Source organism: Mesorhizobium sp. M7A.F.Ca.MR.362.00.0.0 (genome assembly GCF_004023175.1).
In the GTDB taxonomy this organism is placed as follows: Bacteria; Pseudomonadota; Alphaproteobacteria; order Rhizobiales; family Rhizobiaceae; genus Mesorhizobium.
The window spans coordinates 24,015-36,144 of sequence record NZ_RZTF01000008.1; the positions used below are offsets into that span (position 1 = coordinate 24,015).

Sequence of the window (12,130 nt, forward strand, 5' to 3'; positions counted from 1 at the left end):
TTCCGGCTGACGGATGCGGATCATGAGCTTCGACGCGCTCTTTTCGACCTCGATCTGCTATGGCAACGGCGCCCCGCAAGCCGGTTGGACACTGGCGCTTCCCATCACATTGCCGCTCCTGGCAGTCGTGTCGCTCTACACAGCGGGCGCCAGCCGACTGTGGCGACGGAGCGGACGCGGACGCCGCTTGCGATCACGGCAGGCCTTCCAGTTTGCTGCCGGCTGGGCCGTCCTGGCGTTCGCCCTTGTAAGCCCGATCCATGCGTTGGGCGAACATGTGTTTGCGGCGCACATGATCGAGCATGAATTGCTGATGGCGGTCGCAGCGCCTCTGCTGGTTGCCTCCCGCCCGACAGCGGCGATGATGTGGGCACTGCCGGTACAGCTGCGCCAGATATTCGGAGCGGCCGGACATGCAAATACGCTTCGGGCGATCTGGGCGTTCATCAGCCGCCCTGTGGTCGCGACCGTCCTGCACGGAGCCGCGATATGGATCTGGCATGTCCCGGCGCTGTTCGAGGCTGCCCTCCAGCAGGGTTTCCTGCACTATGCCCAGCATGCGAGCTTGCTCGGTACCGGGCTTTTGTTCTGGTGGGTGCTGCTGCCTCGCCCTGGCCGCGAGCACGCTTGCGGCAATGCGGTGATGCATCTCTTCTTCACCTCGCTCCACACCGGGCTGCTCGGGGTTTTGCTCGTCGTCTCGCCAAAGCTGTGGTATCCGGCTAATGCCGTCGGCTCGGATCTGTGGGGGCTCAGCCCGCTCGAGGACCAGCAACTTGCAGGCTTGATCATGTGGATTCCCGCTGGCCTGATCTATGGCGGAGCCGCATTGCTCTCGGTCGCTTTCTGGATTCAAACGAGCAGCCGGCGGCATCAGGCTCCCCAGGAGTTGCGCATCGTCTAACCCGCACCGCTTCACGTCGGTTTTCACCGGGCGGTGTTGCCAAGCATCCTTTTTCAGCCAGCTGCGTTATGGCCTTGGCAACGATGGTGGATCCTTCATGGCGAGGTGCATGAGTCCGTTGGTCCGCTCTCGCAGGCGGACATGACCGCAAATGTCGCTTGCCTTTACATGTCCAACGCAAATCCTGACTGGCATTGTTACGGGAAAGGCTGCGCAACCGCGTTTGAGGTGGGTCAGCGCAGCGTCGATGTTGGTACTGGCAGGATGCGGCGATCGGCAATCGGCCCTCCATGCACACGGTGCGAACGCCCGGAGAATCCTTGATCTGATCTGCGGGCAGGAACGACAACCAGCAAGACGATCATGATTCTGGCGGCTCAATCACTTGTAGCGGGCGCCGCCGTGTTGATCCTTGGCCTGCTGCTTTTGCTGGCAAGACGCCTGCGCCGTGGGGCGACTTCAGCGCGCCTCATGTTCGCGCATAGAGATAGGCGGTAATGTCGCGCGCCTCTTGAGGCGACAGATTTGTATTGGGCATGGCCGTCTTCGGGTCAACGTCCCGCGCCCTGCTGATCCAGCGCATCATCGCATCCGGGGTGGCTCGCGACGGCCCGGTATATCCTCTTTCGACGACGCCTTGCAGGGACGGACCGACGGTGCCACGGGCGCCGGGCACTCCCGGGATTTCGTGACACCCTCCACAGCCGTTTCGGATCATTGCCGGGACGGCCCGGTCAGGGTCGCCACCGATGGCCTGTGCAATGGTGGTTCCCGGAGATTGTCGCCGCGGACCAAGTTGACGGCGCAAACTGCCGGAATAATGGCGATTGCCGCGGATACGCCTGCCACCCAAGGCAGCGCGGATGGCATCAACTTGACGGGTTGTCGGCTCATCCGCGCCTGCTGCCGCAGTCGCAAGACGCGGCCCGGTGGCCGCTGCAAGCGCCCTCAAACGCCCGATCATCCCCGGATCTCGCTGCAAACAACTCAATCATCGGCGATGAAAATCATACCAGCGGGCCGAACACGAATGTAGCCAGCAGAACAAGGAAAATCACAGCGGTAACTGCGATCGCCCACATGACGATCCTTCTTGTCCCCCGTTGCTCTTGCTTGCGAGAGATATCTTCTGACACAGTACGAAATCCTTGCTGCAAAATTCAACTGACGATAAGGCTCGGCATCTGCATGAGCCGGACCTGCCGGACTGTTGGGCCGCGTCTTGGAATTGGCCGCGGCCCGGGGCTCACGCGCTTACCAGCCCTGTCGACCGTACCAGTCATCGATATCGCGCCGCACACGGTCCTTTTCAAGGCCGTAACGCTCCTGGATTTTGCCTTCGAGTTGATCGCGCTTGCCGGCGATGCGGTCAAGGTCGTCATCCGTGAGTTTACCCCACTGCTCCTTGACCTTGCCTTTCACCTGTTTCCAGTTTCCTTCCACGCGGTTCCAGTCCATGACACCGTTCTCCTTCGGTTTGAAAACGTCTAACCTCGGAGAGCAAACGCAAATCAACGACGGATGTTCCTGGAACTCGACGCTCGTCTTGCTCTCACAGGCCGCGATCCATTCCTTTACGCTCAGCCTGCGTCATCAATTGAGGTCGTCCTGCTCGAAGGCGACGCCACGACCTTCGACCCAAGACGCCTCCACACCTTCCGCAACAGTTCCGCCACCAAGCAGGCGCAAGCGCTTTTCATCCTGTCGCCGCCGTCCGGCTAGAGGCACAGTCATCTTAAGCCAGCGTAGTCCGATGATGTCGGCTTTCGGGAAACGGCGAAGCTGGTCTTAATGACCGACTTGAGGCGCAAAGCCGCCTTTCGGCTTGAGATAAATTCGGTCAGCGAAATGGCTGGATCAGCTTCCTGAATCGATTTAAGCGGACCGCTTCGTAACCTGTTGACAAATAATGATTATGTTAGTCTCTGAGGGTCAGTGCTTCCTGCACAAATCAATATGTTAGGGGCTGGACTGGAGCGGCGGCCTCATTTTGTAAAAATCCGGGCGTTGGCAGCTTTGCCAGCTAAGCAGCGACGCCACCTAAATAGGCGCTGATGACCGCTTCATTGCTCGCGAGATCGCTGCCTGGTCCCTCAAGAACAACGCGTCCGGCCTTGAGAACGTAGCCGTAGTCGGCGAATTTCAAGGCGACTTTGCTATTCTGCTCCACAAGCAGAATGGTCACGCCTTCACGATTGAGGCGCTGCACGATGTTCATGACTTCCTTGATCAGTTGCGGCGCCAGACCCATGGAAGGCTCGTCGAGCAACAGCACCTTGGGCGCGGCCATGAGGGCTCTGCCGATCGCCAGCATCTGCTGCTCGCCTCCCGAGAGGTTCCTTGCATCGCCATTCTGTCTGCGCGCCAGGATGGGGAAGAGCTCAAAAACATGCTCCAGCCGCCGGCGGCGCTCGACGTCGTCGGCAAGCGTAAACGAGCCCAGGTCAAGGTTCTCCTTGATCGTCATGTCGCCGAAAATACGCCTTCCCTCCGGGACGTGGACGAGCCCGCGATGCGGCAGGCGGTGGGCAGGGACTTTGGTTATGTCCTCGCCCAGGAAGCGGACATTTCCGGAGGATGCGGCAACAAGGCCGGACAGCGTGCGCAGGGTGGTGCTCTTGCCCGCACCATTCGCGCCAAGCAGGGCGACGATCTGGCCGCGCTTGACCGAAAGGCTGACGCCATGAAGGGCTTCGATGCCGTCATAACGCGCGACGATGCGGTCTGCGGAAAGAACGATTTCGGCGTCCATCATTCCTCCGTACCGAGATAGGCTTCTATGACCCTGGGGTCTGTTCGCACGGCCCCCGGCGGTCCGTCGGCGATCTTCTGCCCATAGTCGAACACCACGATCTTCTCCGACACCTGCATGACCAGGCCCATATCGTGCTCGATCAGCAGGACAGTGACACCGGTTTCGTCACGGATGCGGCGGATCAGGTGCACAAGGTCCAGCTTCTCGCGCTCGTTCAGGCCGGCGGCGGGCTCGTCCAGCAGGATGAGCTCGGGCGCCGACGCCAGGGCTCTTGCGAGTTCGAGCCGCCGTTGATCGCCATAAGAGAGACCGCCGGCACGGCGATGCGCATGCTGCTCGATGCCGACAAAATCGAGCCAGCGCATGCCAGCCGCGCGGATCGCCTCCTCCTCGCGCCGCTGTGCCGGCAAGTGCAGGATCGCCGACATGATGCCGTGGCGGCTGCGGCAATGCTGGCCGGACATGGCGTTTTCCAGAACGGTCATTTCCTTGAACAGCCGGATGTTCTGGAACGTACGGGCGAGGCCGAGCGCGGTGATGCGATGCGGCGGCAAGCCGGTGATTGGCCGGCCGCCCAGACTGATCGAGCCGCCCTTCGGCTTGTAGAAGCCGGTCAGGCAATTGAAGAGTGATGTCTTGCCGGCCCCGTTCGGCCCGATAAGACTGTTGATGGCGCCTTTCTCAACTGAGAACGAAATGTCGTGAAGGACTTTCAGTCCTCCGAAACTGAGGCGCAGATCGTGGACTTCCAGCAGCGCCATGGTCAAACTCGCTTGTCCGGCCACAGCCCGTTCGGCCTGAAGAGCATGATTGCCAGCAGCGCAACCGCGGTCACCAGGGGACGATAGGTGCCTGCTCCGCGCAGCACCTCCGGAAGCAGGGCCACGAGAACAGCACCAAGGACGACGCCGGGAATGCGGCCCATGCCGCCCAGGACGACGCCGAGAAGGATGAGCAGCGATTGGTTGAAGGTGAAACTCTCCGGCGAGATGGCCGTCATCTTGGCTGCGTAGAGGCATCCGGCCACGGAAGCGATCACAGCGCCCATCATATAGGCTTGCAGCTTGGCCGTGACACGGTTGATGCCGATGCCAGCGGCGGCGTCCTCATCGTAGCGAACGTAGAACCAGGCTCGTCCCATTCGCGATCGCTCGACGCTCAGACAGACGAAGGCGGTGAGCAGCGCAAGCACCAGGAACGCATAGTAGAAGTGCTGCACCTGCATCAACCTGAAGCCGAATATCTCCGGGCGCTCGATGCCGATGAGTCCGCTCGCGCCACCGGTGATGTCGAGGTTGCGGGCGATGATGCGCACGATTTCGCCGAAGCCCAGCGTCACGATCGCCAGATAGTCGCTGCGCAATCTCAATGTCGGAGCCCCGATGATGATGCCAGCCACGCAGGCTGCCGCCATGGCGACCGGGATGGTGAGCCAGAAATTGAACCCGAATTCGGCGGTCAGGATGCCTGACGTGTACGCGCCGACTGCGAAGAAGGCGGCGTAGCCGAGGTCGAGCAGGCCTGCATAGCCGACGACAATGTTGAGGCCGAGGCACAGAACGACATAGAGCAGCGCCGTGGTTGCCACCTCCGTCACATAGCCGTTGGCGAATTGCGGCAACACCAGCGCGACGGCGAGTGCCGTCAGGCCGGGCAGCACGACGGACCAGCGCATCAATTGCGGTTGCACGACGGTCGGCATGGTTCTGACTTCGTCGATCATCACACCCGCTCCACGACAGAGCGTCCAAGAAGGCCGGTCGGCTTGAACACAAGGAACAGGATCAGGGTCCCGAAAACGAAGACGTCACGCCACTCCGATCCGACGAAGGGCAAGGACGAACCGAAAGCCTCGAGCAGGCCGAGCAGCAAGCCGCCGAGCATGGCGCCCGGCACGCTGCCGATCCCGCCTATGACAGCGGCGGTGAAGGCCTTGAGCCCCATGATGAAGCCCATGAAAAAATGGACACTGCCATAATAGGCGCCGGCCATGACCCCACCGCCGGCAGCGAGCGCCGAGCCCATGAAAAACGTCAAGGCGATCACCCGGTCGACATCGATGCCCATCAGGCGGCTCGCCCCCATGTCGATGGACACGGCGCGCATCGCCTTGCCGTACATGGTGCGGGAGACAAAGGCCTGCATGCCTGCCATAAGAGCAATGGAGGCGGCCACCAGAACCATCTGCGTGTAGGTGATATGAACGGTGGAAATGTCGACACCGGCAAAACCGAGGTCGGTGTTGAAGGCGTAATGCCGCCCGCCGGTCAGGGCGAGTGCCGTGCCGTTCAACACCATCGAGGCACCGAGCGCCGTGATGAGGATGGAGAGGCGCGGCGCGTTGCGCATTGGCCGATAGGCGAAGCGTTCGATGATGACGCCGAGCAAGCCGACAGCCAGCATCGACACAAGCAAGGCGCAGACCACGCCCAGCCAGCCATTGCCGACCCATATGCCGACAAAGGAGAACACGATGAGGCCGACGAAGGCGCCGTTCATGTAGATGTCGCCATGGGCGAAATTCAGGAGCTTGATGACGCCGAAGACCATGCTGTAGCCAAGCGCGATCAGGGCATAGAACGAGCCGACGATAAGACCGTTCACCAGTTGCTGAATAAGCAGGTCGAGCGTCATTGATGCTCCAGGGCAGAATTGAAAAAGTCTTGTCTGGGCGCAGCGTCGGCGCACCAGACAATCGGCGGTGACGCCGAGGCCGCCACAAGGCCTGCCTCGGCATCAATCCGGTTGGCCTTTATTCGACAGCCACCCACTTGCCGCCCTTTGCAATCACCGGGCGGAAGTTCGAGGTCTGGAGCGTGTTCTTGTCGGTGAACTTGATTTCACCGGCGAGGCCCTTGAAATCGCTCGCCTTGAGCGCCTCGATGATCGCTTTCTGATCCGCCGACTTGGCCCGCGTGATCGCATCGACGATCAGGTCGCCCACATCGTGGGAGAGCGCCGCATAGGCGCCGGCGTCGCGGCCATAGGTTTCCTTGTACTTGGCCTTGAAGTCGGCGGCGCCGGACAAGAGGTCGACAGTCGGCGGAGACAACAGGTACACGCCCTCACCGGCCGACCCGGCGATCTCCAGATATTCCGGTGAATTGTTGCCGTCGCCTAGCACGATGCCGCCCTGGAACCCGGCCTGCCGGAGCTGCTTGGTGAGCAGAGCGCCACCGGCATGGTAGGCGGTCCAGAAGACAGCATCGGCGCCGCTCGACTTGATCTTGGTGACGACCGCCGAATAGTCCTGCTCGCCGGCCGTGGTGGTCTCCTTGGCGGCAATTTCGCCGCCAGCGCTCTTGAAAGCTTCGGCGGTCAACTTGGCCAGGTCGGACGAATAGGCATCGCCTTCGTCCACGAACGCGAACTTCTTGTAGCCATTCTTCTTGAAGAGTTCGACGGCTGTCGTCGCCTGCATGTCGCCGGTCGAATTGGCGAGGAAGGCATTGCCCTGATTGGCGGCGACCAGCTTGGTCGAGTTCGCTCCGATGATGACGAACGGAATGCCGGCGTCACCATAGATCTTCAATGTCGGCAAGACGGCGCCCGAGCAGTAGCCGCCGACGATGGCGGTCACGCCTTCCGAGACAAGCTTGCTGCCTGCGGTCACCGCCTGTTGCGGATCGCAGGCGTCGTCGGCGGTGGTGGTAGTGATCTTGTCGCCGTTGACGCCGCCCTTGGCGTTGACGGCATCGATCGCCATCTTCACGGCGTTCTCCATATCCTGCCCTTCACTGGCCAGTTGGCCGGTCATGGGGGCCACGATGCCGATCTTGATGTCGGCAGCCGCGGCCATCGTGGTCAGAGCCAGCCCGGCAAGGGCGGTGGCGCAAGCTAGCCTCTTGAAGGAAACAACCATCAATTCTCTCCATTTTCTCCTGTTGGTGCATCCAGGCGGTGCGCCCGAAATGCATTGTTTCGCCCCTCGGTTAGCTGCGGAGCGGTTATGTTGAGCAGGATCGCCAGCCGGCCACACGATTGTCACCGGCAAGGACTGACCCGGCAGATCAGTGACTGCCGCTTGAAGCCCGGGCATAGGCTCCCCGATAACGGTTCTCCTGGATGCTCTGCATGATCTCGGCCTCGCGGGCTTCCTGCGCCCGGACGGCCGCCAGCAAGGCCGCGGCACCGTCGATTGAAAATGCCACGACGCCATCCTCGTCGCCGACAACGATGTCGCCAGGACCGACGACCATGCCGCCTATGCAGACGGGAACATTTATGGCTCCCGGACCATCCTTGTAAGGTCCGAGATGGATGGCCGACCGCGCGAAACATGGGAACGGATTGCGGCCGATGGCACCGGCATCGCGAATGGCGCCGTCGATGACAATGCCTGCGGCGCCACGCGAAGCCGCGACACTTGTCATGATTTCGCCGACCAGCGCGCGCCCCTCATAGCCACCGCCGTCCACGACAATGACGTCGCCGGGCTGCAGCAGATCGAGCGCACGATGGATGAACTGGTTGTCGCCGGGGCGGGTCCTGACCGTCAGCGCCCTCCCCGCCATAACGCCGCCCACCCGGTGAAATGGCCGCAACCCGACAGCCCCGGGGACACGGGCGAGATTGTCGCTGATCAACGGCGTCGCAAGGGCGCGGAACGCGTCGATCAGTTCGCTTTCCTGAGATCCATCCGCCACCGCCTACACTCCTCGCCGTCGTCACTTTATGAATATAGTATCCAATCACAATTAATTCGGTGGAGTCAACCGGCTTGCGATGGTTGGCAGAAAAAAGCCAAAAGCAGCTTAGGAACGGCGAACGGCTGCAGAACTGACCCAACAGATCCACTTATCCGGGGCTTGCAATGGCGTCGAAGTTCAAGATAGATTGGATAACATATCCATTGTGAAAAAGGGATTGGGTTGTGAAGCACGCAGGAAAAGTCGTGATCGTCACCGGGGCGGCACGAGGCCTGGGCCTTGCCTGCGCCGAGCGCTTTCATGCCGATGGCGCCAAGGTGGTGCTTGTCGACATACAGGCCGATCGCGGGCGCGAGCATGCCGAACGTCTTGGCGAGCGTGCCGCCTGGCTATCGGCGGATCTCTCCGAATGCACGCAGGAAATGGCAGCCGATATTGTTGCCAAGGCCACGGAGCGATTCGGCGGCGTCGACGTCCTCATCAACAATGCCGGCATCATCCATCTGGACGATTTCGTCGACTTCCCCGAGGAGGCGTTCGACCTGGTTCAGCGGGTCAATCTCAAGGCGCCCTTCCTGCTCGGGCAGGCCGCGGCAAGAGCCATGATCGCACAGGGACGCGGCGGCTCGATCATCAACATGTCCTCGATCAACGCCATTCTGGCCATCCCCAATTCCGTCGCCTATGCCGTGTCGAAGGGCGGCATCAAGCAATTGACGGCGGTGATGGCTGTCGGACTGATCCCGCACAATATCCGCGTCAATGCCATCGGCCCCGGCACCATCCTGACCGACATGGTCAAGAGCTCGGTCATGGCCAGCGAAGCGCAGCGCAAGACTATCCTGTCGCGCACGCCGAGCGGCCGCTGTGGCGAGCCATCGGAGATTGCCAGCGTCGCTTCCTTCCTGGCCAGCGACGACGCTTCCTACATTGTCGGCCAGACCATCTATCCGGACGGCGGCCGTCTGATCCTGAATTATACGGTGCCGGTGAAGGACTGACCGCTCATGGTTGTCGGTTCGCCCCACATCAGTCTTGCGGGATCGGGCGCGCTGCTGCTCGATGGAACGCAGGGGGCTTTCAACGATGCCACCCAGGAACTGGTCTGGGCGGTAGCGAATGCCGCGCTGAGCCTCGAAGGGGTGCGCGAGGCCGTTCCCGGCATGAACAACCTGCTGGTGGTGTTTGACCCGCTCGCCACAGACGCCCACAGCGTCGGAGATCAACTGATGTCGCTCTGGTCCGCCACCGATGCCCACCCGGTGACCGGCACGCATCATACGATTCCCGTTCACTACGGCGGCGCGCGCGGCGAGGATCTCACCGGCTGGGCCGCGCATTGCGGCCTGTCTGTCGACGAGACCGTCAGGCGCCACGCGGCGGCCCGCTACACCGTCGCCGCCATCGGCGCCATGCCGGGTTTTCCCTATCTGTCCGGTCTCGACCCGCTGCTTGCCTGGGCAAGGCGCAGCACGCCTCGCCTCAAAGTCGCTGAGGGCGCCGTCATCATTGGTGGCGCGCAGGCGGGTATCATGCCGATGACCGCGCCGTCCGGCTGGCACATCATCGGCCATACCGACGTGAAGCTCTTCAAGGCCGAAGCGGAATTGCCCGTGCTGCTCAGGCCCGGAGACAAAATTCGCTTCGCAATTGCAGGGGTCGAGGCATGATCGAGATCCTCACCACCGGCCTGCCGAACACGGTCCAGGATCTCGGCCGGCCCGGTCATCTGGCGCTGGGGGTCAGCCATGGCGGCGCCATGGACAAGCAGGCACTGGCGATCGCCAATCTCATGCTGGGCAATGATCCTTCGGCCGCCGGGATCGAGGTCGCGCTTCATCCGTTTCGGCTGCGCGCGCACATCGACACCGCCGTCGCCATCACCGGCGCTGATTGCGCCGTCAGCATCGGCGACCGGCCCTGCCCGCCCTGGTGGGCCATGACGATCCGCGCAGGCGAGACCCTTGTCCTCGAGGCGCCGCGCGCCGGTGCCCGTTCCTACATCGCCTTTGCCGGCGGGATCGATCTGCCGCCCGTCATGGGATCGCGCGCGACGGATGTGAAGGGCGGTTTCGGCGGGTTCGCCGGACGCGGCCTGTCGCGCGGTGACCGGCTTGCGCTCAAACCTGCGCAATGCCGCCTTCCCGCGGGCGGCATCGGCGCAGCGCTGGAGGAGCGACGAGGCGCGGCGGACGCCTTGGCCTCGGCAATCGAATTGCGGGTTCTGCCGGCCGCCGAGTTCGACGCCTTCACGCCGGAGGCACAGGCGGCTTTCACCGGCAGCGAATGGCGCATCACCAACGACGCCAACCGTATGGGATATCGCCTTTCCGGGGAGACGCTTTCCCTCCTCTCACCGCTGGAACTGCTGTCCCACGGCATCGTACCAGGCACAGTCCAGGTGCCGCCGTCCGGCCAACCGATCATCCAACTTGCCGATGCCAACACTTGCGGCGGCTATCCGAAGATCGCTACGGTGATCGAAGCCGACCTCTGGCGGCTGGCGCAAGCGCCGGTCGGCGCGCGCCTGCGTTTCTCAGCGGTCTCGATCGAAGCGTCGACGGAAGCGCTTCGCGCGAACCGGCAGCAAAGTCACGACTTTATCGCCGCCCGAAACCTTATGGCCGGCGAGCAGAGGGCTCCATGAAAATTCGCCCCTTCACCATCGAGATTGCCCAGTCTGAAATCGACGATTTGAAGAAGCGCATCTCGACCTGGCGCGAGCCGGACCAGTTGGAGTCAATAGGCTGGGCGCAGGGAACGGAGCACGAGCAACTGCGCCGACTTATGCAGCGCTGGCGCACCGACTTCGACTGGCGCAAGCAGGAAGCCGCCTGGAACATCCATCCGCACTACCAGACGGATATCGGCGGCGAAACCATCCATTTCATCCATGCGCGCGCCGCTGTGGCGACCAACAGAACGGTCATACTCACCCATGGCTGGCCAGGCAGCGTCTTCGAATTTCACAGGCTGATCCCGCTTCTGACCGATCCGCTTTCGCATGGCGGAAGACAGGAGGACGCCTTCAACGTCGTGGCCCCGTCGATTCCCGGCTATGGCTTTTCAAGCCGACCGACCAGGCCTGGTCTCAACCTGTTCACCGTCGCCGACCTTTGGGCCGAGTTGATGAGCCGTCTCGGCTACAAACGATATCTCGCGCAAGGTGGCGATCTGGGCGCCGGCGTGTCAACCTGCCTGGCGCACGCGTATCCAGACAGTCTCGCCGGCGTGCATCTGAACTTCATCCCCGGTTCATACTCACCTCCTCACGATCCAGGCCCGGATGGCGACCTGAGCTTGGAAGAACGCGCCTTCCTGGAACGGAAAGCCGGATGGGCGGATCTTCATGGCGCCTATGCTCATATTCAAGCGACGCGCCCGCAAACGCTTGCCTACGGGCTGACGGATTCGCCGGTCGGACTGGCGGCGTGGATGATCGAAAAATTCCGCGACTGGAGCGATTGCGATGGCGATCTGGCCAACGCCGCTTTTTCGCGCGACGACATGCTCGCCAACATCTCGCTCTACTGGTTCACCCGGACCGTCGCTTCGTCGATGCGGCTCTATTGGGAAACGCGCGCCCGTCCGCTTGCATTCGCGCCCGGCACGGCGATCAACGTCCCGCTTGCAGTGGCTTTGTTCCCCAAAGAGCTGCCGATGCCGCCAAGGAGTTGGGTCGAGCGCGTGTTCAAGGACATCCGCCAGTGGACAGCGATGCCGCGCGGTGGTCATTTCGCAGCCCTCGAGCAGCCCGCTTTGCTTGCACAGGATCTAAGAGCCTTTGCCGGTGGTCTGGATTTTTAAAGGCAGCGTTAGCGC

At 62.2% G+C, this 12,130-nt stretch carries 14 protein-coding genes; 6 read left to right on the forward strand and 8 right to left on the reverse strand.

Going from position 1 to position 12,130, the window contains the following annotated elements; all coding sequences use genetic code 11:
• Positions 1 to 22 precede the first annotated feature (22 nt).
• On the forward strand, positions 23 to 904 hold the full coding sequence (locus tag EOC06_RS02275; RefSeq protein WP_128306983.1) for a cytochrome c oxidase assembly protein: 882 nt from the start codon (positions 23 to 25) through the stop codon (positions 902 to 904).
• Positions 905 to 1,373: 469 nt separating this feature from the next.
• On the opposite strand, the gene EOC06_RS45075 is transcribed toward EOC06_RS02275, so the two are convergent.
• Together EOC06_RS45075 and EOC06_RS02290 are read right to left on the reverse strand one after the other, a co-directional pair.
• Positions 1,374 to 1,868, reverse strand: coding sequence for a c-type cytochrome (locus EOC06_RS45075; protein ID WP_164898435.1), 495 nt, complete (start codon positions 1,866 to 1,868; stop codon positions 1,374 to 1,376).
• A gap of 290 nt (positions 1,869 to 2,158) precedes the next feature.
• Positions 2,159 to 2,362 carry a CsbD family protein gene (locus EOC06_RS02290; protein ID WP_023809505.1) on the reverse strand — a complete coding sequence of 68 codons (204 nt, stop codon included), beginning with the start codon at positions 2,360 to 2,362 and terminating at the stop codon, positions 2,159 to 2,161.
• A 63-nt stretch (positions 2,363 to 2,425) separates the two neighbouring features.
• Here EOC06_RS02290 and EOC06_RS02295 point away from each other — a divergent pair, with 63 nt between their 5' ends.
• Complete coding sequence (locus EOC06_RS02295) at positions 2,426 to 2,626, forward strand: hypothetical protein (protein WP_128306984.1); 201 nt, start codon at positions 2,426 to 2,428, stop codon at positions 2,624 to 2,626.
• A gap of 301 nt (positions 2,627 to 2,927) precedes the next feature.
• Here the strand turns inward: EOC06_RS02295 and EOC06_RS02300 are convergent, their stop codons facing one another.
• From EOC06_RS02300 to EOC06_RS02325, 6 genes are all read right to left on the reverse strand, one after another.
• On the reverse strand, positions 2,928 to 3,656 hold the full coding sequence (locus EOC06_RS02300) for an ABC transporter ATP-binding protein (protein WP_128306985.1): 729 nt from the start codon (positions 3,654 to 3,656) through the stop codon (positions 2,928 to 2,930).
• Positions 3,656 to 4,420 carry an ABC transporter ATP-binding protein gene (locus tag EOC06_RS02305; RefSeq protein WP_128306986.1) on the reverse strand — a complete coding sequence of 255 codons (765 nt, stop codon included), beginning with the start codon at positions 4,418 to 4,420 and terminating at the stop codon, positions 3,656 to 3,658. Before EOC06_RS02305 ends, EOC06_RS02300 begins: the two co-directional genes overlap by 1 nt.
• 2 nt (positions 4,421 to 4,422) lie before the next feature.
• Positions 4,423 to 5,382 carry a branched-chain amino acid ABC transporter permease gene (locus EOC06_RS02310; protein ID WP_245469290.1) on the reverse strand — a complete coding sequence of 320 codons (960 nt, stop codon included), beginning with the start codon at positions 5,380 to 5,382 and terminating at the stop codon, positions 4,423 to 4,425.
• Complete coding sequence (locus tag EOC06_RS02315) at positions 5,382 to 6,293, reverse strand: branched-chain amino acid ABC transporter permease (RefSeq protein ID WP_023809510.1); 912 nt, start codon at positions 6,291 to 6,293, stop codon at positions 5,382 to 5,384. Before EOC06_RS02315 ends, EOC06_RS02310 begins: the two co-directional genes overlap by 1 nt.
• Positions 6,294 to 6,411: 118 nt before the next feature.
• Positions 6,412 to 7,521: a branched-chain amino acid ABC transporter substrate-binding protein gene (locus EOC06_RS02320; protein ID WP_128306988.1), complete on the reverse strand. Its 1,110-nt coding sequence runs from the start codon at positions 7,519 to 7,521 to the stop codon at positions 6,412 to 6,414.
• Positions 7,522 to 7,669: 148 nt separating this feature from the next.
• A complete protein-coding gene (locus EOC06_RS02325; protein WP_128306989.1) occupies positions 7,670 to 8,305 on the reverse strand; it encodes an RraA family protein in 636 nt (211 codons plus the stop codon).
• Between the two features lie 227 nt (positions 8,306 to 8,532).
• Here EOC06_RS02325 and EOC06_RS02330 point away from each other — a divergent pair, with 227 nt between their 5' ends.
• From EOC06_RS02330 to EOC06_RS02345, 4 genes are read left to right on the forward strand one after another with little or no spacing between them, the layout of a single operon-like run.
• Positions 8,533 to 9,309 carry an SDR family NAD(P)-dependent oxidoreductase gene (locus EOC06_RS02330; RefSeq protein WP_164898436.1) on the forward strand — a complete coding sequence of 259 codons (777 nt, stop codon included), beginning with the start codon at positions 8,533 to 8,535 and terminating at the stop codon, positions 9,307 to 9,309.
• A gap of 6 nt (positions 9,310 to 9,315) precedes the next feature.
• Positions 9,316 to 9,978 (forward strand): 5-oxoprolinase subunit PxpB, encoded by a 663-nt coding sequence (pxpB, locus tag EOC06_RS02335; protein WP_128306991.1) that lies wholly within the window; start codon positions 9,316 to 9,318, stop codon positions 9,976 to 9,978.
• Positions 9,975 to 10,955 carry a biotin-dependent carboxyltransferase family protein gene (locus EOC06_RS02340; RefSeq protein WP_128306992.1) on the forward strand — a complete coding sequence of 327 codons (981 nt, stop codon included), beginning with the start codon at positions 9,975 to 9,977 and terminating at the stop codon, positions 10,953 to 10,955. The genes pxpB and EOC06_RS02340 overlap by 4 nt, the downstream gene beginning before the upstream one ends.
• Positions 10,952 to 12,115: an epoxide hydrolase family protein gene (locus EOC06_RS02345; protein ID WP_128306993.1), complete on the forward strand. Its 1,164-nt coding sequence runs from the start codon at positions 10,952 to 10,954 to the stop codon at positions 12,113 to 12,115. The genes EOC06_RS02340 and EOC06_RS02345 overlap by 4 nt, the downstream gene beginning before the upstream one ends.
• The last annotated feature ends 15 nt before the right edge of the window (positions 12,116 to 12,130 follow it).